This window comes from Streptomyces hydrogenans, from assembly GCF_014656075.1.
Taxonomy (GTDB): domain Bacteria; phylum Actinomycetota; class Actinomycetes; order Streptomycetales; family Streptomycetaceae; genus Streptomyces; species Streptomyces hydrogenans.
This window is the reverse complement of the sequence record NZ_BNBS01000028.1, coordinates 1-21,162: the sequence shown is the minus strand read 5'-3', so window position 1 is coordinate 21,162 and position 21,162 is coordinate 1. Positions and strand designations below refer to the sequence as shown.

Annotated in this window: 14 protein-coding genes and 1 tRNA gene; 8 read left to right on the top strand and 7 right to left on the bottom strand. The window is 75.5% G+C overall.

The features are described from left to right. The first annotated feature begins 272 nt into the window (after positions 1–272). Positions 273–1,358, top strand: coding sequence for an ABC transporter substrate-binding protein (locus IE321_RS14595; RefSeq protein WP_190223200.1), 1,086 nt, complete (start codon positions 273–275; stop codon positions 1,356–1,358). A 248-nt stretch (positions 1,359–1,606) separates the two neighbouring features. Here IE321_RS14595 and IE321_RS14590 read toward each other — a convergent pair. Further along, positions 1,607–1,679, bottom strand: a tRNA-Arg gene (locus IE321_RS14590). 299 nt (positions 1,680–1,978) lie between these two features. Between IE321_RS14590 and IE321_RS14585 the strand changes: the two genes are divergently transcribed. The 7 genes from IE321_RS14585 to IE321_RS14555 all read left to right on the top strand — a co-directional run bounded on the left by IE321_RS14585 (position 1,979) and on the right by IE321_RS14555 (position 10,742). Next, positions 1,979–3,601 carry a dynamin family protein gene (locus IE321_RS14585; protein WP_190223199.1) on the top strand — a complete coding sequence of 541 codons (1,623 nt, stop codon included), beginning with the start codon at positions 1,979–1,981 and terminating at the stop codon, positions 3,599–3,601. 1 nt (position 3,602) lies between these two features. Next, positions 3,603–5,423 (top strand): YfjP family GTPase, encoded by a 1,821-nt coding sequence (locus tag IE321_RS14580; protein WP_190223198.1) that lies wholly within the window; start codon positions 3,603–3,605, stop codon positions 5,421–5,423. A gap of 165 nt (positions 5,424–5,588) precedes the next feature. After that, entirely contained in the window at positions 5,589–6,068 is a 480-nt protein-coding gene (locus IE321_RS14575; protein WP_190223197.1) for a single-stranded DNA-binding protein, read from the top strand. A gap of 224 nt (positions 6,069–6,292) precedes the next feature. Then, the gene (locus IE321_RS14570) at positions 6,293–7,741 is read left to right on the top strand and encodes a Cys-Gln thioester bond-forming surface protein (RefSeq protein ID WP_190223196.1); all 1,449 of its coding nucleotides are present in this window, start codon (positions 6,293–6,295) and stop codon (positions 7,739–7,741) included. 244 nt (positions 7,742–7,985) lie between these two features. Next, positions 7,986–9,650 (top strand): energy-dependent translational throttle protein EttA, encoded by a 1,665-nt coding sequence (gene ettA, locus IE321_RS14565; RefSeq protein ID WP_189847556.1) that lies wholly within the window; start codon positions 7,986–7,988, stop codon positions 9,648–9,650. A 7-nt stretch (positions 9,651–9,657) separates the two neighbouring features. Then, positions 9,658–10,083, top strand: coding sequence for an acyl-CoA thioesterase (locus tag IE321_RS14560; protein ID WP_079022000.1), 426 nt, complete (start codon positions 9,658–9,660; stop codon positions 10,081–10,083). After that, entirely contained in the window at positions 10,080–10,742 is a 663-nt protein-coding gene (locus tag IE321_RS14555; RefSeq protein ID WP_190223195.1) for a DUF8010 domain-containing protein, read from the top strand. Before IE321_RS14560 ends, IE321_RS14555 begins: the two co-directional genes overlap by 4 nt. Before the next feature lie 3 nt (positions 10,743–10,745). Here IE321_RS14555 and IE321_RS14550 read toward each other — a convergent pair whose 3' ends face one another. The 6 genes from IE321_RS14550 to IE321_RS43030 form a co-directional block, all read right to left on the bottom strand. Continuing rightward, a complete protein-coding gene (locus IE321_RS14550; protein WP_190223194.1) occupies positions 10,746–11,348 on the bottom strand; it encodes a hypothetical protein in 603 nt (200 codons plus the stop codon). Between the two features lie 46 nt (positions 11,349–11,394). Continuing rightward, positions 11,395–12,342: an ABC transporter ATP-binding protein gene (locus IE321_RS14545; RefSeq protein ID WP_043224130.1), complete on the bottom strand. Its 948-nt coding sequence runs from the start codon at positions 12,340–12,342 to the stop codon at positions 11,395–11,397. Next, positions 12,339–15,191 carry an FtsX-like permease family protein gene (locus IE321_RS14540; protein WP_229916406.1) on the bottom strand — a complete coding sequence of 951 codons (2,853 nt, stop codon included), beginning with the start codon at positions 15,189–15,191 and terminating at the stop codon, positions 12,339–12,341. Before IE321_RS14540 ends, IE321_RS14545 begins: the two co-directional genes overlap by 4 nt. Beyond that, a complete protein-coding gene (locus IE321_RS14535; RefSeq protein WP_190223193.1) occupies positions 15,191–18,517 on the bottom strand; it encodes an FtsX-like permease family protein in 3,327 nt (1,108 codons plus the stop codon). The genes IE321_RS14540 and IE321_RS14535 overlap by 1 nt, the downstream gene beginning before the upstream one ends. 241 nt (positions 18,518–18,758) lie before the next feature. Continuing rightward, positions 18,759–19,166 carry a globin gene (locus IE321_RS14530; RefSeq protein WP_190223192.1) on the bottom strand — a complete coding sequence of 136 codons (408 nt, stop codon included), beginning with the start codon at positions 19,164–19,166 and terminating at the stop codon, positions 18,759–18,761. Between the two features lie 74 nt (positions 19,167–19,240). Next, positions 19,241–20,332, bottom strand: coding sequence for an FHA domain-containing protein (locus tag IE321_RS43030; RefSeq protein WP_190223191.1), 1,092 nt, complete (start codon positions 20,330–20,332; stop codon positions 19,241–19,243). Between the last annotated feature and the right edge of the window lie 830 nt (positions 20,333–21,162).

Here is a 21,162-nt window from a genome sequence, read left to right as displayed (position 1 = left end):
CTTCCGACGGTCTCCTTCTTCCGTGGTCGGACGCCCCGCGCCTCCGACGGTCTCCTTCTTCCGTGGTCGGACGCCCCGCGCCTCCGACGGTCTCCTTATCCCGGGGCCGGGCGGCCCGCGCCTCCGACAGGCCCCTCCGCCTGGCGACGGACGGCCGCCAGAGCTCCCGCGGAGGACGACGGCGCGCCGCGAGGCCGCGCGCCCGGCGGCGTACGAAGAATGGGGAGGGAACGGTACGTACCGCCTGAACCACCCCACCGGAGTTCCCGCCCATGAGCGCACCGCCCCCGCCCCCCGTCCGGATCGGCGTCCTCGCCCCGTTGAGCCGCCCCGGCTGGACGGAGGCCGGGCGGCACCTGGTCGCCGGGTGCGAACTGGCCGCCGAGGAGGTCGGCGCGACCGGCGGGATCGCCGGGCGGCCCCTCGCGCTCGTGGTCCGGGACACCGCGGCCGACCCGCGCCGGGCCGAGGCGGCCGTGGACGAACTCGCCGGCCTCGGCGCGGTCGCCCTGGCGGGGGAGTACCACAGCGTCGCCGCCCGCGCCGCGGCCGCCCGTGCCGACGCCCTCGGCCTGCCCTTCCTCTGCTCCTCGGCGGTGATCGACGCGCTCACCGACCGGCCGACCGACCGGATCGCCCGGCTGGCCCCGCCGCAGTCCCGCGGCTGGCGCGCCTACGCGGACTTCCTGCTCGCCGCCGGCCACGCGCGCGTGGCGGTGGCGACGGAGCCGAGCGCCTACTGGGCGGCGGGCACCGGCATCCTCCGCGCGCACCTGGCCCCGCACGGCGGCACCGTCACCGAACTCGACGCCCGCACCCCGTCCTTCGGGGCCCTCTGCGACGCCCTGGCCGCCGGGGACGCGACGGCGCTGCTCCTGCTGACCGGCTTCCCGGACCCGGCGGTCCCGCTCGTCCGGGCCGTACGCCGGGACCCCCGGCTCGCGGACCTCCTGATCGGCGCGCCGGCCGGCCAGCCGGAGTTCGCCGGGTGGGCGGAACTCCTGGGCGGCGACGGCGGCGCGATCCCCTTCCTCCGTTACCTCCCCGCCGATCCGACGCCGCTCGGCGCCCAGGTGGCGGCGGCCCTCCGCGAACGGCTGGGCACCGCCCCGTCCTTCGTGGCCTTCGAGGGCCACGACACCGTCACCGTCCTCGCCGAGGCCCTCCGCTCCCACGGCCCCGACCGGGAGGCCGTCGCCGCCTGCTGGCCGCACGTGGTCGTGGAGGGCACCCGCGGCAAGATCCGCTTCACCCGCCCCGAGGGCTCCCCCGTGTGGCAGTGGACCGGCCCCCCGCTCCAGGTCACCGACCGGGACCCGGCGGACCCCACCCGCTTCCGCACCCTCCACACGGCCTGACCGGCGCGCGGACGCGCCGAGGGGGCGTACTCGACTTCGTCTCCCACCACCCCCTCCCCTGCGACGACAACGGCACCCGTCGCGCCGCCTGACCCCGCGTCGACCCGAAGCCCCACACGTCACTCGAACGGCGAGCCCTCCCGCCGCACGGATCGAGCCACCCCGCTCCTCCCCGACCACCCCTCCCCACCGGCCGAAACCCCCCGACCAGCAAAAAAGACCCCTCCCGAAGGAGGGGTCTCACTGTGCGCCCCCGGCAGGACTCGAACCTGCGGCCAAGTGCTTAGAAGGCACCTGCTCTATCCGCTGAGCTACGGGGGCCGGTGGTGGCCTTGGGCCTGGTGGCCCGGGTGGGTGGGGTGGGGCTGCCGGGACAAGGATAGGGGGACCGGCGGCTTGGCCCGGGTGCTTCACCTGCGTGGCACGATGTGGAGGTTCGGTGAAGCGAACCGATAATCGCAGGCAGGTGCGATTCGCGCAGCGCTTTTCACGCCACGCGCGGCGGGTGTTGTGCACTCGTTATGCCCGGGGTTCCGGTCACCCTCCCCTTCTTCGGCGCGCAGGGCCGTCATACGCTTCAAAAACGCTCATAAATTGGGCATTCTTCGCATGTGGTGACCTTGGACGAACGGCCTCAGCTGATCGACGCACTCTCCGCCCTGCGCGACCGAGTCGCGGCCGTGCGTCTTCCCCTTCCCCTTCCCGACGTGCCGCGTGCCCGGCAGACGCGGGCCGAACTGCTGGCGCAGCTCGACGACTACCTGGTGCCGCGGCTGAAGGATCCGGACGCGCCGCTGCTCGCCGTCGTGGGCGGGTCGACGGGGGCCGGGAAGTCGACGCTGGTGAACTCGCTCGTCGGGCGGCGGGTGAGCGAGGCGGGCGTGCTGCGGCCGACGACGCGGACGCCGGTACTGGTCTGCCATCCCGAGGACCACCACTGGTTCGCGGGGCTCCGCGTGCTGCCGCAGCTCACCCGGGTGTGGCTGCCGCAGACCGACGACGAGCACCCGGCCGCCGAGGTGCCCGACAGCGAGGACAACGCGCTGCGGGTCGAGACCGCCGCCACCCTGCCCCGCGGGCTGGCGCTCCTCGACGCCCCCGACATCGACTCCCTCGTCGTGGAGAACCGGCTGCTCGCCGCCGAGTTGATGTGCGCCGCAGACATCTGGGTGATGGTCACCACCGCGTCCCGGTACGCCGACGCCGTGCCCTGGCACCTGCTCCGTACCGCCAAGGAGTACGACGCCACCCTCGTCACCGTCCTCGACCGGGTGCCGCACCAGGTCGTCGGCGAGGTCTCCCGGCAGTACGGGGCGCTGCTGGACAAGGCCGGGCTCGGGGACGTGCCGCGGTTCACCGTTCCCGAGCTGCCCGAGTCGACGGGCGGCGGGAGCGGGCTGCTGCCCGAGAGCGCCGTCGCCGCGCTCCGGGGGTGGCTCGCGCACCGCGCGGAGGACCCCGCCGCCCGGCAGCAGGCCGTCTCCCGGACCGCCTCCGGCGTGATCGACTCGCTCGACGCCCGGCTTCCCGAACTGGCCGGTGCCGTCGCCGCGCAGTACGCCGCCTCCGTCCGCCTCACCGGCGCCGTCGAGGCCGCCTACCGCGGCCAGGGCGCGCGGGTGCGCAAGGAGCTCGGCAAGGGGGCCGTGCTCGCCGGGGACGCGCGGGCCCGCTGGCGCGCCTACCCCCGCGACAGCTCCGCCGAGGAACTCCTCGACGCGCTCACCGAGTCCCTCGCCGCCCTCCTCCACTGCGCGGTCTCCGCGGCGGAGGAGGGGATCCGCGAGGTCCACCGCCGCGAGCCGGCCGCCGCCGCCCTGCGGACCGTCCCCGCCGGCGCCGACCGGGAGGTCGCCGAGCGGATCGGCCTGGAGGTGCGCCGCTGGCGGCGGGTCCTGGAGGAGCTGGCCGAGGAGGAGGTGCGGGGCGTGGAGAAGCCCGCCGGGCGGGGCGCCGCCCGGGCCGCGCTGCCCGACGCCGAGACCGTCGCCGGCCTGCTCGCGGCCTCCCACCACGGCGGCCGCCGCGCCCGGCCCGCGGGCGAGCGGCTGGCCGAACTCCTCGGCGCCCAGGCCGCGCTGCGCCTGCGCGACAAGGGCGGCGACCTCGTCCTCACCCACGTCGACCGCGTCCTGCACGCCGAGCGCGACCGGCGCCTCGCGCCGCTCGACGCCCTCGGCGTCACCCCCGAGCCGCAGGCGGAGCTGATCGCCGCGCTCTCCGTACTGCAGAAGGAGAAGTGACGTGGCCGAGAAGCCGCAGGAGAAGGAAGACCGGGAGCGGTGGGCCGACGGGCTGATCGCGCGCCGCGCCGCCGAGCGGGCCGTGCCCGAGGAGCCGGCCGTGGTGGAGGGGGAGGAGGCCGAGGACACCGGGGGCTTCGGGGGGAGTTACGGCAGCGGGCTGCGGACCCGGCTCGACGCCCTCCACGAGCTCGTCGGGCTCTCCCGGACCCGGGTCGAGAGCGAGGCGCTCGCCGAGGCCGGCCGGGTGCTGGACGAGGCCGCCGCCCGGCAGCGGCTCTCCTCCCGGCACACCGTCGTCGCCCTCGCGGGCGCCACCGGCAGCGGCAAGTCCACTCTCTTCAACGCGCTCGCCGGCGTCTCCGTCTCGGAGACGGGGCTGCGCCGGCCGACCACCTCCGCGCCGCTGGCCCTCACCTGGTCGGAGGGGGCCGCCGGGCTCCTCGACCGGCTGGGCGTGCCCGGGCGGCTGCGGCGGAGGCCCCTGGCGGGCGGCGCGGCCGACGCCGAACTCCAGTCCCTCGTCCTCATCGACCTGCCCGACCACGACTCGGCCGTCACCGCCCACCGCGACCAGGTCGACCGGGCGCTCGGCCTGGTCGACGCCGTCATCTGGGTGGTCGACCCCGAGAAGTACGCCGACGCGGCCCTGCACGAGCGGTACCTGCGGCCGCTCGCGGGGCACGCCGAGGTCACCTTCGTGGTGCTCAACCAGGTCGACCGGCTGGGCACCGAGGCCGCCGAGCTCGTCCTGGACGACCTGCGCCGGCTCCTCGACGAGGACGGCATGGCCCTGGGCGAGCACGGCGAGCCCGGTGCCACGGTGCTGCCCGTCTCCGCCCTCACCGGCGAGGGCGTGCCCGAACTCCGCGAACTCCTCGCCCGGTTCGTGCAGGAGCGCACCGCGCCCGAGCGGCGCATCGCCGCCGACATCGACGCTGCCGCGGCCAGGCTGCGGCCCGCCTACGTCGCCGACGCCCGCACAGGGCTGGGGGAGCGGAGCCGCGAGGAGTTCGCCGGCCGGCTCGCCGTCGCCGTCGGCGCCCAGGCGGCCGGCGAGGCCGCCGAGCGGGTCTGGCGGCGCGGCGCGATCCGCGCCTGCGGCTCGCCGTGGCTGCGACTCCACCGCTGGTACGGGCGACTGCGCGCGCACGGCTCCACCGATCCCCGGCTCGCCTCGCCCGTCGAGGACGAGCTGACCGCCCGGCAGCGCGTCGAACAGGCGGTGCGGATCGTGGCCGACGAGGCCTCGCACGGGCTTCCCGCGCCCTGGGCGCAGGCCGTGCGGGAGGCCGCCACGCGCGGTGCCGAGGGGCTGCCCGAGGCGCTGGACGAGCTGGCCGCGGGTCTCGGCGACCCGGCCGCCCGGCCGCCGCGCCCCGCCTGGTGGCCGGCCGCCGTCCTCGCCCAGGCCCTGATGACGCTGCTCCAGCTCTTCGGCGCCCTGTGGCTGGTCGGCCAGATCGTGGGCTTCGTGGAACCCGGGCTGCTGGTCCCGGTCCTGGTGATGGTGGGCGGCATCGCCGGCGGGCCGCTGATCGAGTGGGCCTGCGAGAGCGCCGTGAAGGGACCGGCCCGGCGGTACGGGCAGGAGGCCGAACGCAAGCTCGCGGAGGCGGCCGCCGCCTGCGGCCGGGCCCGGGTCCTCGACCCCGTCTCGGCCGAACTGCTGCGCTACCGCGAGGTGCGCGAGCAGTACGCGAAGGTGGCCGGGCCCCGGCCCTCGCCGCGGATCGTCGGCGAGGGCGGCCGCGGCGGCGGGCGGGGCCGCGGGGGTGCGCCGCGGCTGGGCGCGACGCGGGCGGGAGCCCGCGTCCGGTAGTGCCCGGGCGGGGAGCGGTGCCCCGGTCCGTCCCCCTGTCGGGTGGGCGAGTTGTCCACAGCCCGTCGGTCGTCCACAGGCGTCGGCGGGCTTCTCGCCGTCCGGCCAGCATGGTGTCCACCAGATCGGGAGCGGGGCCCACCGCTCGGGGAGGGGACGGAAGGCATGAACGACACGATGGTGACCCTGGTGGGGAACGTGGCGACGGCCGTGGACTTTCGGGACACGGTGGCGGGGAAGGTGGCCCGGTTCCGGTTCGCGGTGACCGCGCGGCGATGGGACCGCGAGCGGGCGGTGTGGACCGACGGACCGACCAGCTTCTACACGGTCTCGGCCTGGCGCTCGCTCGGCGCCAACGTCATGGCCTCGGTCTCGGTGGGGGAACCGCTGGTGGTGCACGGCAGGCTGAAGGTCCGTGAGGACGAGCGGGACGGACAGCGCAAGACCTTCGTGGACATCGACGCGCTGTCCGTCGGACACGACCTCACCCGGGGGACCTCCGCGTTCCGCAGGAGTCCGCGGGGAGAGCCGCGGCCCGCGGGGGAGGGCGACCTGACGGAGAGCGAGGCGCTTCCGGAACTCGTCCCGGCGGACGGAAAAGACCCCTGGACGAGCGCCGCTCACCAGCTGGTAACCGCGTCCTGACCTTGAGTTGTGGGGATTTGTCGACCAACTCGCCTGGGGTATAACGATTCCGAGACGGAATGGTTATCTCACCGTATGACCGGGGACCGGGCCCTTCCGCATCCCTAGGATCCCTGAGTACTCATGAGGCACGCGAGCCCATCGAGTCACTGAGTCTGCTGGCGGGCGCTCCCCCCACGCGAATCGACCAAGTTCGCGGAGCGACTCGCCCGGAGGGGAATGCAATGTTTTCAGTTCGTGGGCGCGGTGCTGCCCGTGCGGCAGCCGCGACCCTGGTCTCCGGCCTGGTCGCCTCCAGCGCGATAGCCCTCGCGGCTCCGGCGATGGCCGACGGCGGCGTCGCCGCGACGCTGGGCGGCCTCAAGGAGTCCGGCAAGATCAAGATCGAGAGTGACCGGGGCGACTCGGTCGAGCGCGGCGGCCTCTTCGACCTGACCGTGGATGGCGGCGGCTCGCTGCAGGCGTACTGCATCGACCTGTGGACCTCCACCGACCCGGGTACGGCGTACAAGGAGACCGACTGGGACAAGTCGACCCTCCACGACAACCCGAACGCCGGCAAGATCCGCTGGATCCTGCAGCACTCGTACCCCGAGGTGAACGACCTCAACGCGCTGGCCGGCAAGGCCGGCGTCGGCGCCCTGACGGGCGAGGAGGCCGCCACGGCCACCCAGGCCGCGATCTGGACGTACTCCGACAACGTCAAGGCCACCCCGCTGGACCCGGAGGCCAAGGCGCTGACCGGCTACCTGGTCGCCGAGGCCGCCAAGGCCCCGGAGCAGGAGGAGCCGAAGGTCTCCCTCGCCGCCGCCCCGGCCTCCATCGCGGGCAAGGCCGGCGACAAGATCGGCCCGTTCAAGGTGACCACCACGGCCGCCGACGGCGCCGTCAAGGTCTCCCTGCCGGCCGACGCCCCGGCGGGCGTCAAGGTCGTCGACGCGGGCGGCCAGGCCGTCACCACGACGGGCAACGGCAAGGAGCTCTTCCTCGACGTCCCGGCCGGCACCCCGGACGGCACCACCAAGGTCTCCCTGCAGACCGAGACCGAGGTCGCGATCGGCCGCGTCTTCGGCAGCGTCGTGGGCCACGAGCAGACGCTGATCCTCGCCGGCAGCAGCAAGTCCACGGTCAACACCGAGGTCACCGCCGCCTGGGCGAAGAAGGGTGCGGTCCCGGCCGTCACCGTCGCCGAGAACTGCGCCAAGGGCGGCCTCGACATCACCGCCTCCAACGAGGGTGACGAGGACTGGACCTTCGACGTGAAGGGCGTCTCCTACACGATCAAGGCCGGCGAGACGAAGACCGTCACGGTCCCGGTCCCCGAGGACACCGCGTACGACTTCACCATCACGGGCCCGAACGGCTTCTCGAAGTCCTTCCAGGGCGTCCTCGACTGCAAGACCGCCCCGAGCCCGGAGCCGTCCACCGGCACCCCGTCGGCGACCCCGTCGACCGACACCCCGTCCGAGACCCCCTCGGCGAGCGCGTCCACCCCGGCCCCCAGCGCCTCCACGGACGCCTCCACCGGCACCACCGGCACCACCGGCGGTGACCTGGCCGAGACCGGCAGCTCCAACGCCACCCCGATGATCGCCGGCATCGCCGTCGCGCTCGTCCTGGCCGGCGGCGGCGCGGTGTTCTTCCTCCGCAAGAAGAAGGCCGCCGGTCAGTAGTACGGCCCGCAGTACGGCATGACGTCACGGGGTGACCACACCCCGTGACCCGCACGGCCCCGGACGCCCTCGGCGACCGGGGCCGTCGCACGTCCACCCCGCCGCGACCCGCCCGGTCCGGCCCGCCGAGACCCGCCCGGCACCCCCTGGGCCCCGGGCGCGCCAGGTACTGGTTTCCGCCTGGGGGCGGCGGTGCGGCAAGATGGGTGTATCTGCCCACTCACTCTTTGCCGGACGGTTTCTCTTGGCTGAGTACATCTACACGATGCGCAAGACGCGCAAGGCGCACGGCGACAAGGTCATCCTCGATGACGTGACGCTGAGCTTCCTGCCGGGTGCGAAGATCGGTGTGGTCGGCCCGAACGGTGCCGGTAAGTCCACCGTTCTGAAGATCATGGCCGGGCTGGAGCAGCCGTCCAACGGCGACGCCTTCCTCTCCCCGGGCTACTCGGTCGGCATCCTCATGCAGGAGCCGAAGCTCGACGAGTCCAAGACCGTCCTGGAGAACGTCGAGGACGGCGTCGCGGAGATCAAGGGCAAGCTCGACCGGTTCAACGCCATCGCCGAGGAGATGGCCACGAACTACACGGACGAGCTCATGAACGAGATGGGCAAGCTCCAGGAGGACCTGGACCACGCCGAGGCGTGGGACCTCGACACCCAGCTGGAGCAGGCCATGGACGCCCTGGGCTGCCCGCCCGGCGACTGGCCGGTCAACAACCTCTCCGGTGGCGAGAAGCGCCGCGTGGCGCTCTGCAAGCTCCTCCTTGAGGCCCCCGACCTGCTGCTCCTCGACGAGCCCACCAACCACCTCGACGCCGAGTCGGTGAACTGGCTGGAGCAGCACCTCGCCAAGTACAAGGGCACCGTCGTGGCCATCACCCACGACCGGTACTTCCTCGACAACGTGGCCGAGTGGATCCTGGAGCTCGACCGCGGCCGCGCCATCCCGTACGAGGGCAACTACTCGACCTACCTCCAGAAGAAGGCCGAGCGCCTCAAGGTCGAGGGCAAGAAGGACGAGAAGCGCGCCAAGCGCCTCAAGGAAGAGCTCGAGTGGGTGCGGTCCAACGCCAAGGGGCGTCAGGCCAAGTCCAAGGCGCGTCTCGCGCGCTACGAGGAGATGGCCGCCGAGGCCGACAAGATGCGGAAGCTGGACTTCGAGGAGATCCAGATCCCGCCGGGCCCGCGCCTGGGCTCCGTCGTCGTCGAGGTCAACAACCTCTCGAAGGCGTTCGGCGAGAAGGTCCTCATCGAGGACCTCTCCTTCACCCTGCCCCGTAACGGCATCGTCGGCATCATCGGCCCGAACGGCGCCGGCAAGACCACGCTGTTCAAGATGATCCAGGGCCTGGAGACCCCCGACGCCGGCGAGATCAAGATCGGCGAGACGGTCAAGATCTCCTACGTCGACCAGGGCCGCGCCAACATCGACCCGAAGAAGACGCTGTGGGCCGTCGTCTCCGACGAGCTGGACTACATCAACGTCGGCCAGGTCGAGATGCCGTCCCGCGCCTACGTCTCCGCGTTCGGCTTCAAGGGCCCGGACCAGCAGAAGCCGGCCGGCGTGCTCTCCGGCGGTGAGCGCAACCGCCTCAACCTCGCGCTCACCCTCAAGCAGGGCGGCAACCTGCTGCTCCTCGACGAGCCCACCAACGACCTCGACGTCGAGACCCTCTCCTCGCTGGAGAACGCGCTCCTCGACTTCCCCGGCTGCGCCGTGGTCGTCTCCCACGACCGCTGGTTCCTCGACCGAGTGGCCACGCACATCCTGGCCTACGAGGGCGACTCCAAGTGGTTCTGGTTCGAGGGCAACTTCGAGTCCTACGAGAAGAACAAGGTCGAGCGGCTCGGCCCGGACGCGACCCGTCCGCACCGCGCCACGCACAAGAAGCTCACCCGGGGCTGAGGTCGTCGTGGCGAGACACATCTACAGCTGCCCCCTCCGCTGGTCGGACATGGACGCCTTCGGGCACGTCAACAACGTGGTCTTCCTCCGCTACCTGGAGGAGGCCCGGATCGACTTCATGTTCCGGCTGGCGCCCGGGGACGGCAGCCCGTCCTTCTCCGGCGGGTCCGTCGTGGCCCGCCACGAGATCGACTACCTGCGCCCGCTGGTCCACCGGCACGAGCCGGTGACCATCGAGTCCTGGGTCACGAAGATCGGCGCGGCGTCGCTGACGATCGCGTACGAGATCAAGGACCCCGACGTGACCTACGTCCGGGCGTCCACGGTCGTCGTGCCCTTCGACCTGGAGGCGCAGCGGCCCCGCCGCATCTCCGAGGAGGAGCGCAGCTTCCTCCAGGAGTACGTCGACGACGGGATGACGTCCGCCGCATGACCGTGCTCGCCCCGCTGCACTTCGCCGACCCCAGGGAGGCGGCGGCCCTCGCCGCCTTCCTGGGCCGGCTCGTGCACTACGACCGCGCCGCCGCCGTCCGCCTCCAGGCCGGGGGCGGCGCGCTCGCCGTGTTCGGACGCCCGCCGTCCTTCGAGGTCCTCGCGATCCGCACGGCCCGGTTGGAGGACGCCGTCGACCTCGACGTCACCGTCTCCGCCGGGGAGCTCCTTGACGGCGTCGAGGAGACGGCCGGCAAGGCCGTCGTCCCCGGCGCCGTCACCGGCCCGCCCTGGGCCGGCGTCCTCCCGCCGCGCACCGGCTGGCGTCCCGTCGAGGGCCTCCCCGGCGCCGGGGAACTGCGCGGGGCGGTCGCCGCCGCCGTCGCCGAGTTCCGCCGCCGCGACGAGGAACTGCCCGAGGAGCGGCGCACCCGCGCCGAGCGCGACCGCGTCGGCCGGGAGATCTGGTCCCGCGTCCTCGGCACCACCGGCCTGCCGCTGCGGGCCGTGCACGCCGCCCAGTCGCTGGGCTTCCTGCCGCCCGGGGACCTGCCCGTCGCGCTGATGGCCGCCGGACCGTGGCTGCGGCTGCGCACCCCGTACGGCTCCGTCGCCCTGCGCACGGCCCCGTCCGGGCTCACCGTCACCCCCGCCCCGTAGCCCTCACCAGACCCGGTCGTCCGTCCCCTCGACCGCCAGCGCGGCCACCGAGAGGACCGTCGCGAGCAGCAGCAGGCCCGCGGGGACGAAGAGGGCGCCCCGGGCGACGTTCTCGTCGGCCGGGACCGGGTCCATCCGGCGGGCCGGGTCGTAGGCGATCCTGATCGGCTTGCCGGCCTCGCCGAGCCTCTCCTCCCAGGAGAACGCGGCCGGGTAGCCGCCCGGGCAGTCCAGCGTGTGGTGGTACAGCCGCTTCGCCTCCGGGGCGCCCTCGCCGAAGGTGGGATGGTCGGTGACCCGCACCTTCCCCACCACCACGCACTCCACCGTCTCCCCGCGCACCCGCGAGTCCCGGGCCTCGATCCACACCGCGCCCAGGCCGGCGAGGAGCAGCACCAGGGCCAGGACGCTGCCGCCCTCGCGGAAGAGCGCGTTGTGCGCCGCCACCGCGAGCCCGGCGACGACCAGGCCGACGAGGACCGCGAGCGCGGTCGGCGTGCCCAGCGGGGACCGCATCGACCAGCCGCCCCACAGGTGCAGCAGCGTGCCGGAGCCGAACGGCACGGCCACCGCGCCGGCGTACGTGAGTACGCGTGCCTTTCCCATCCCGACCACCCCCGGACTGGGACGGGGCCGGGGCGGGGTCGGTTCCTCAGCCCTCGACGTCGTCCGGCCACACCCCGATGTGGTCCTGCTCCAGCTCCAGCGCCACCCGGTGCTCCATGCCGAGCGCCTTGGTGTAGTCCGCCGGGAGCTGCAGCCGGCCCGCGCGGTCGAGCATCGCGTACTCCCGTGCCACCAGGGACTCCTGGCCCTCCGCGTCGACCTCCGTGCGGCGCAGCACCTCGGAGGAGGTGCGGCCGTCGCGGATCGCGACCGTGCGGCGCACCTCGGAGGCGACCGCCTGGTCGTGGGTGACGATGACGATGCTGGTGCCCAGCTCCTCGTTGGCCCGGCGGAAGGAGGCGAAGACCTGCTCGCCGGTGGCCGAGTCCAGCTCGCCGGTCGGTTCGTCGGCGAGGAGGACCTTCGGGTCGTTGGCGAGGGCGACCGCGATCGCGACCCGCTGCTGCTGGCCGCCGGAGAGCTGGTGCGGGCGCCGGTCGGCGAGGTGCGCGATGTCCATCATGGCGAGCAGTTCCGCGGCCCGCTCGGCCCGCTTCCCCTTGCTGCCCGCCAACTGCATCGGCAGCGCCACGTTCTGGGCGGCCGTCAGGTAGGGGAGGAGGTTGCGGGCGGTCTGCTGCCAGACGAAGCCGACGATCTCGCGGCGGTAGCGCAGCCGGTCCTTGCCGGTCATGGCGAGCAGGTCGCAGCCGGCCACCCGGGCCGCGCCCGCGGTGGGCACGTCCAGGCCGGCCAGGATGTTCATCAGGGTCGACTTGCCGGAGCCCGACGCCCCCACCAGGGCCATCAACTCGCCCTCCTTGACGAGGAGGTCGAGCCCCTGGAGGGCCTGCACCTCCACCCCGTCGGTGGTGAAGATCCGCACCAGCCGGTCGCAGGCGATCAGCGCGTCATGGCCGTACGAGGGCCGGTCGCGGTGCGCGTTGGCCCGCCGCTCCAGCTCCTCCAGGGTCGTGTTCGCGGTCGTCGTCATCGTGCGTCTCCTGCCCTGAGTTCCTTCACCGAGCTCTGCCGGCCCGTCCACCACGCCTGTACGCCCGCCGCCGCCCCCGTCAGGAGGACCACGGCCACGGCCGGCACCACCAGGGACCACGGGTCGGCCCGCAGGGCGACACCGCTGGTGCTCACGGCGTCCGCCACCGTGGCCAGCGCCAGCCGGTGCAGGTCGACGCCGGGCGCGAGCAGCGGCACCGTGGCCCAGCCGGCGAGCGCCCCGCCGAGCGCGGCGAAGACCGCCGGCGGCAGCGCCTCCAGGCCGAGCAGCCGGCGGCCCTGCCGCCGGGTGAGGCCCATCGTCCGCAGCCGGGACAGCAGCGTCGCCCGCTCGGGGCCGCTCTGCGTCAGCGACAGCAGCACGGCGACCACCGCGTAGGCGGCGCCCGCCCCGATCGCCGCGGAGTAGAGTCCCTCGGCGCCGGACTGGAGCGGCGAGTCCACGTACGATCCGCGGGCCTCGGCGCTCAGCGTCACGTCGAACTCCCGGGACTTCGCGGCGACCGCCGCCCGCAGCGACGCGCCGTCGGGCGTGCCGCTCAGCAGGACGGTGGTCGGCCGCCGGTTGGTGATGTCGGCGGCGTTGACGACGAGGAAGTTCCCGCCGCTCACCGCCGGGGTGGAGTCCCGTACCGCGACCACCTTCACGTGGAAGCTGCCGGTCGCCGCGATCAGCAGCATCGGTGCGTCGCCGAGGCGCGCGGCGACCTCCGGCGAGGCGAGGGCGGGCAGCACCCGGTCGGTGTCGCCGACCGCCTCCGGGCCGCCCTTCCCGGTGGAGGCGAGGAGCTCGTCGGGGAAGGCGCCGTTGTCGGTCCGCCGGGCGAGGCCCGCGTAGGCGGCCGGGTCGACGGAGACGAGGCGGGCGCTCATCGGCTGGTCGGCGGCGACCGGGGACGGCAGCGCCACCCCGTACTCGATCTGTACGGGCTGCGCCTCGCGGACGCCCTTCACGCCGCGTACCGCCTCGGTGAGTCCGGCCGGCAGCGGTACGCCCTCGGTGCTGCCCTCGACGCGGGCGTCGGCACCGGTGAAGAGCGTCGCCGCCCGGTCGCGGGCGTCGGCGACCCCGGCGAGGACCGAGCCGCCGAAGGCCGCCGCGGTCAGCGCGAGGACGAGCGCGAGCAGCGGCAGCGCGCCGGCGGTCGCGGAGCGGCCGGCGCGGGCGATGGCCAGCGGGACGACGGCGCCGCGCATCCGGCGGGCCCGGCGGGCCAGCCAGCGCAGCGGCAGCGGCTGGACGCGGACGAGCACCAGGGCGGCGATCACGCCGACGAGCACCGGTGCCGCGCTGACCAGGTGGTCGCCGTCGTCGGAGGTGCCGCGCAGCCGCAGCGAGCCGATCGCGCCGGCCGCCAGGACGAGCAGGGTCAGCTCGACGACGGTGCGGCGGCGGGACGGCTTGGCGTCGACCAGGTCCTCGCGGGCCCCGTGCAGCCGGGGCGCCCGGTGCCGGAGCACGGCCCGGACCGGCAGCACGAGCGCGGCGACCAGCGCGACGAGCACGGCGCCGAGGACGGACGGGAGGAGCGGCGCGGAGCCGGTGAGCGCCGGGGCGCCGGGAGTGTCGGGGCTGCGGACCAGGGCGACGGCGGCCACCAGGCCGAGCGCGGCGGCCGGGACGGCGATCGCGGTGGTCTCGCCGAGCAGCCGGAGGCCGATGCCGGGCAGGGAGGCGCCGCGGGCGCGCAGCAGGGTCAGCTCGGTGTCCCGGCGGGTGAGGAAGAGCCCGCCGGTCATGGCGACGACCACCACCGCGACCGCGCCGATGCCGAAGACGGCGACGGCGACGACGGGGGAGATGGCGGCCTTCGTCGCGGCGTAGCCCGCGGAGATCTCGTCGAGGCCGGTGGCGACCAGGCCGGTGTCGCCGGTGACCTTGCGGATCTCGGACGAGGCGGGGCCGCTGCGCGCCGAGTCGACGGCGGCGGCGAGGGGCCCGGCGTCCCGCGCGGTCAGGTGGTCGGCGACCGCGGGGAAGCGCCAGAAGACCTCGGGGGTGCCGGTGGTGGAGACGAGGGCGGACCCCGACTCCGGGGCGACGAGGAGGGCGGCCTGCCAGTAGGGCTTCGGCTCCGTGGGGTGGTCCGTCATCGCCAGCACCGGTGTGGCCAGCAGCGGGTCCACCGTCCAGTACGGCCGCCGCGGGTCGCGGGGCTCGACGACGCCGGTCACGGTGAGGGCGATCGGCTCGGCGGCGACGCCGGGCACGTGCACGACGGAACCGGGCTTGATCCCGAGGACCTTCGCCATCGCCGTCGTCACCACCGCCTCCGGGCGCCGCGGGTCGCCCTGGGCCATCCGCCCCTGCCGCAGGACGGCGTGGGCGGCGAGGTCCGAGGGGGAGGCGAGGCTGAACCGGACCGGCTCGCCGCCCGGCGCGGGCAGCCACGGATCGAGGCCCTGGATCATCTCCATGGTCCTGATCCCGTTGACGGTCTGCTCCGGGTCGGTGAGCAGCGGCGCGGGCAGCAGGCGCCGCAGCTCCTCCTGGTTCTCGCGCAGGGTGGCGGGCGCCACGACGGCGCCCTGCTCCAGCGGGTACGTGATCTCCATCTGGGCCTGGTGGGCGGGCGCGGTCCGGATGCCGTGCCGCAGCCCCCTCGTCTCGTACGCGTCCATCACCCGCGGCAGCGCGGCGGCGAGCAGCGCGGTGACGAAGACCAGCAGCGCGAGGCCGGCCGCGTCGCCCGGCGCGGCCCGCAGCCGGGTGCGCACCCAGGGGGCGACGGGGCGCGCCGCGCCCTTCGCGGGGGCGGTCGGCCGGGGGTCGGGGGACTCGCCTGCGGGCTGCATCGGGCGGGACTCCTCGCGCGGGGCGTCGGTCATCAGTTGTCTCCCTGGTGGCGCAGGGTCACCGCCGGGTCGTTGCGGCGCAGGGCGATGGCCGCGACGACCGCGAGCGGCAGGGCGGCGACGCCCGCCAGGAGCAGGGCCACCTCCCCGAGGGGCAGCTCGACCAGGACCGGCGGGACCGGGCGGGTGGCCCGTCCGGTGAGCACGACCAGCGGGACGACCACCCGGGCCAGCAGGCTGCCGAGGGCGAGGCCGACCAGCAGGCCCACCCCGATCAGCACGCCCTGCTCGGCGGCGAGGAGCCGGGCGAGCCGGCGGCGCGGTGCGCCGAGGGCCCGCAGGACGGCGAACTCGGCGGCCCGTTCCCGTACCGACCCGGCCGAGCCGACCGCGAAACCGACCGCGGCGAGGGCCGCGGCGGCGGCCGCCACCGCCATCAGGGCGGTGTTGGGGCCGGCGCCGAGCGGGTCGCCGAGCAGGTCGTCGGTGATCTCGTCGCGGACCACGAGCGTGCCGGAGGCGCCGTCGGTGGCCGCGCGCAGCGCCTTCGTGACGTCGTCCGCGGCGCCCCGCTCGGGGGTCAGCCACCATTCGGTGGGCGCCACCGGGGCCAGCGGGTCGGTCGTGGCCAGGTAGCGGTTGACGGCCGTCAGGTCGACGAGCACGCCGCCGCCGTCCTGCGGCACGTTCCCGGCGGCCTCCGCGTCGGTGGTCCGGCTGGCGGTGCCGGTCGTCGGCAGGTCCTCGACGACCCGGTTCACGACGACGTAGAGCCGCCGGCCGCCGAGGGAGAGCTCCAGGTGGTCGCCGGGCTTCGCCTTGGCCGCGCTCATGAACGCCTCGGAGGCGATCGCCGGCAGCAGGTGGTCCTGGCGCCCCACCGGGGAGGTCAGCCGCACCGAGTAGTTCTCGGCCTGCGGCGCGTAGCGCTCGGAGAAGAAGCCCTTCAGCCCGTACGGGACGGAGTACGGGGTCCCCTGGCCGCCCGCCGCCGGGGTGCCGGCCCGGCCCTTGACCGACTCGGGGTCCTGGACGTCGCCCCGCTCGGTCTGCTCGCGGGACACGGCCCAGCCGGCCAGCGTGCCCGCCGGGTCGGCGGTGCGCAGCGCCCCGTCCTTCCCGGTCGTGCCGAGCAGGTCGACGTGGAGGGTCTGGGCCCGCCGGTCGCCCTCGGTGAAGTCGGCGGCGAGCTCGATGCCGGTGAGGACGAAGCCGCCGCCGGCGCGGGCGCCGTTCGCGGTGAGCGCGGCGAGGTCGAGGGTCAGCCGGTGGGTGCGGCCGTCGGCGGGCAGCTCCCCGACGTGCTTGCGGAAGGGCACGCCGTACACGTCCTCCAGGACCAGCGTGACCCGCGCCGCGGAGGTGCCGGGCGGGGCCTGGCTGCGCAGGCCGACGACGACCGAACGGCTGTCCTCCGGCACGGTGAGGCCGGGACGGGCGCCGTCCTCGGGGGAGAGCGGGCGGAGGAGCTCGGCGGCGCTGCCGCCGGCCAGGTCCTCGCGGAGCAGCATGCCGTCGGCGAGCCGCTCGGTGGCGACGGCGAGGACCGTCGCGCCGCGGCCGGCCAGGTCCATGGAGGACCGGTGGACCGGCGCGACGTCGCGGACGCCCGGGACGGCCGCGAGCTGCGAGGTCCTGGCCGGGTCGCCGGGGCCGACGCCGATCACGCGGATCTCGCTGCCGGCCCGGAAGTCGGCCTGGTCGTGCTGCGACCGCTCCCAGGAACGGCTCTGCCCGATCGCCAGCATGCCCATCGCCACCGCGAGGACCAGCAGCAGCACCGGGCCGGCGCCGCGCAGCGGGCGGCGGCTGAACTGCCAGCCGGCCAGCGCGGCCGACAGGCCCCGGCCGCCCGCCGCCCGCCGCTCGGCCAGCTTGGCGGCGGGCGGCAGCAGACGCAGCGTCAGGACGGTGCCGGCGAGCAGCGCCAGCGCGGGCGCGGCGACGAGCACCGGATCGACGGAGGAACCTTCCGCGGCGGCCTCCGGCTGCCGCTGGAGCTGCCAGAGCGCGATGCCCGCGAGGAGCAGCAGGGCGAGGTCCGCGCCCGCCCGCACCGGCCACGGCAGGGTGCCGGCCCGGGCCTTGCGCAGCGAGACGGCGTCGCCGTCCCGGGCGGCGAGCGCGGGGGCGACGACCGCCGCCGCGCAGGCCAGCGCCACACCGGCGGAGACCAGCCAGACCGTCGGGCCGGCCGAGGTGTCGAGCCGCACGCCGAGCGCGGAGAGCGCCGAGCGTTCGGCGAAGAGCCGGGTCAGCGGGCCGGACAGCAGCGGGGCGACGACGGCCGCGGGCAGCGCGAGCAGCAGCGCCTCGGCTCCGGCGAGCCCGGCGATCCGGCGCCGGGAGCCGCCGCGGGCGCGCAGCAGCGCGGTCTCGCCGGAGCGTTCGGTGCTCAGCAGCCGGGCGACGAGCAGCAGCGCGTAGGCGGCGAGCATCACCAGCTGGACGGCGACGATGAGGAGGGTGGAGCGGGAGACGGCGAGGGCGCGTTCGGTCTGGGCCAGGACGGTCGGCAGGCCGGTGTCCACGCTGAGGGTGGTGCCGAAGGTGGTGCCGTCGGCGAGCAGCCGCTCCGGCTCGCGGGTGGCGGCCGTGCGCAGGGACGCGATCCCGCCGGTGTCGAGGCGGGAGAAGTCGGCGGTGCCGAGCCAGGAGGTCTCGCCGGCGGCGAGGGCCCCGGAGGAGAGCAGGGAGGGGTCGGCGAGCAGCGGGCCGTAGGTGGTGAAGGAGACGGTGCGCACGCCCTGACCGCCGGCCCAGTCGAGCAGCCAGTACGGGTCGGTGAGGTCGGCCGGCGCGTAGACGCCGGTGATGCGGACCTGCACGCGCCGGTCGGTGAGCCGGTCGGTGAGTTCGAGGACGGCACCGGGCCCGGTCCTGAGCCGCTCGGCCGCCTCCCGGGGCAGCGCCGCCTCGACGACGCCGCCGGTGCGGGCGGCCGACGGCCAGGCGCCCCGGACGAGCGTGAGCCGGGAGCGGTCGAGCGCCGCGAAGTGGGTCAGGTCGGGGTCGCCCTCGCGGGCGGCGGGCGACTGGAGCGAGCGCGGCAGCGCGTACGGCCCCGAGTTCTCCAGGCGCCGCACGGTGACGGGCAGTCCGTCGAAGGCGCGGTGGGCGCTCTCGGTCACCGCCTTGTCGGCGGCGGCCCGCCGCTCGGCCGGGATCTCGCCGGAGACGCGCAGGGTCGCCGCGGCGGCCGAGCGGTCACGCAGGACGGCCTGGAGCGCGGCGTCCCCGATGGACCCGGAGAAGCCGGCGAGGGCCGCGAGCACGGTCGTGGTCAGGACTACGGCGAGCAAGGCCGCGCCGAGCAGCAGCCGGTGAGCCCTGACGCGCAGAAGTACGAACCCCGTCACCCATCCCCCTGGCCGCTCCACGCGCGTCCGCATTGCGGCGAACGCTTGTCGAACTGTCGAAACGTCCTGGGAATGCTTTCATCGGCCACGGGCTGCTGGAAACCGCTTACGCATGGACCTTGATGCGATCGTGACCGTTATTCGGTCATCGATCCCCGGAATGTGTTCATCCGGTGGCGTGGAGTGGTCTGAACCTGCCGCATCGGGATCGGACAGGACGGAGCGGGCGGTCGGGCGGGGGTCAGCCGGCGGTGTTCACCATCGAGGCCGCCGCGTACGTCATGTACTTCCACAGCCGCTCGTCGTGCTCGGGCGGGAGCGCCAGGCTGTCGATCGCGGCCCGCATGTGCCGGAGCCACGCGTCGTGCGCGGCCTGGTCGACGGCGAAGGGGGCGTGGCGCATCCGCAGCCGGGGGTGGCCGCGGCGCTCGCTGTAGGTGCCGGGCCCGCCCCAGTACTGCATCAGGAAGAGCGCGAACCGCTCCTCGGCGGGGCCGAGGTCCTCCTCGGGGTACATCGGGCGGAGCAGCGGGTCCTCCGCGACGCCCTCGTAGAAGCGCCGGACCAGGCGACGGAACGTCTCCTCGCCGCCGACCTGCTCGTAGAAGGTCTGCTCCTGCACCGCGCCGTCCCCGGGAATCTCGTTCACCGTCCCATCGTCTCAGATGGGGTGGCGGAGGACCGGAGGTCTAGGACCCCCGGCCCTCCCGGGCGGTACGTACGTCAGCCGCGCCGGACGGTGATCGTCGTCCAGGCGCCGACGTGCACCCGGTCGCCGTCCTGGAGCTGCACCGGGACGTACGGCTGGATCGGCTCCTCGCCGCCGTTGACCGTGGTGCCGTTGGTGGAGTTCTGGTCCACCACCGCCCACGAGCCGTCCGGCTGCTGCACCAGCACCGCGTGCTGGTGCGAGACGCCCGGGTCCTCCGGCGGCACGGCCAGGTCGACGTCAGGGGCCTCGCCGGTGGAGTGCCGGCGGCGTCCGATCGACACCTGGTTGCCCTGGAGCGGCAGCTGCTTCGGCGGCGCGTACGCGGGCAGGTTGAGGCCCGTGGCCTCCGGACCGCTGCGGCGCATCATCGCCATGAAGTAGTCACGGTCCGGACCGATGTGCGCGGTCCACCGCTGCGGACCCTGCGGCTGCGGGGCCTGCGGCGGCTGCGCCTGGGACGGCGGGGAGAGCACCCAGTCGTCGTCGGCGCGCGGCTGCGGCGGGGCCTGGTGGTGGGTCGGCTCCGCACCGAGCGGCTCGGCCGGCCGGTTCACCTGCGAGGGCCGCGAGTCGTGGTACCCGAACGGGTCCTGCGACGGCGCGGGCGCGGGTGCCGGTGCCGGCGGCGACTGGAAGCCCGGCGGCAGGTTCAGCCCCGGCGGCGGGCCGGCGGGACGGTTCTGCTGCGGGGCGGGCGCGATCGGCGTGTACGAGGTCGCGGTACCGGTCAGGAAGTTCCACCGGCACTCCTCGCAGTACGGCGCCATGTGCTCGCGCGGCGTACGGCACTGCGGGCACAGCTCCGCCTGCGCGGTCGCGTTCGGATCCCCACCCGCGGAGAACCCCCCGCCCTGGTACGACCCCGCACCCGGGGGCGGCGGCGTACCCGGCCCACCGGGGAACCCGCCCCCGCCACCGGGACCACCGGCCGGGGCACCGTGACCACCGGCCGGGGCGCCCGGTCCGGGCGGGAAGCCGGGACCGCCGGGCGCACGAGGCCCGTCGGGGAAGCCGGAACCGCCGGGCGCACGAGGCCCGTCGGGGAAGCCGGAACCGGCGGGCGTGCCGGGCCCACCGGGCGGGAAGCCCGGGCCGCCGCCCACGCCGGGGAAGCCGGGACCGGCAGGGGCACCGGGGCCGCCGGGCGCGCCGGGTCCGCCGGGAGCACCAGGGCCACCGGGGAAGCCGGGACCACCAGGACCGCCGGCCGTACCGGGTCCGTTGGGCGCGCCGGGTCCGCCGGGAGCACCAGGAGCACCGGGGAAGCCAGGGCCCGCCGGGGCGCCGGGAGCACCGGGGCCGCCGGGGAAGCCGGAGCCCGCCGGGCCGCCGGGGCCTTCGGGGCCGCCGGAGAAGCGGGGATCTCCGGCACCCGCCGGAGCGCCGGGTCCACCGGCGAAGCCGGGACCTCCCGAGCCGCCGGGCGCACCGGGGCCGTCAGGGAAGCCGGACCGGCCGGCACCCGCCGGGCCACCGGGGAAGCCGGGACCGTCGGGGCCGCCGGAGAAGCCGGACCGGTCGGCGCCGCCGGGCGCACCGGGACCACCCGGCGCACCGGGGAAGCCGGGGCCACCGGAGTTGCCGGGTCCGGCCGGACCGCCGGGAGTGCCCGGACGGTCGGGGAAGCCGGGGAAGCCGGAGCCCGCCGGGCCGCCGGGGCCTTCGGGGCCGCCGGCCGCACCGGGTCCGCCGGGGGGACCGGGGTAGCCGTAGCCCGAGGGGCCGGGGCCGCCGGGCCGGTCGGGGCCGCCGGGCGGGCCGGGGTAGCCGTAGCCGCCCGACGGGCCGGGACCGCCGGGGTGGTTCGAAGAGCCGGGGCCGCCGGGCGCACCGGGTCCGGGGTAGCCGTAGCCGCCCGAAGGGCCGGGGCCCCCGGCGCCGCCAGGACCGCCGGGGGCACCCGGGCCGGCGGGGAAGCCGGGCCGGACGGCAC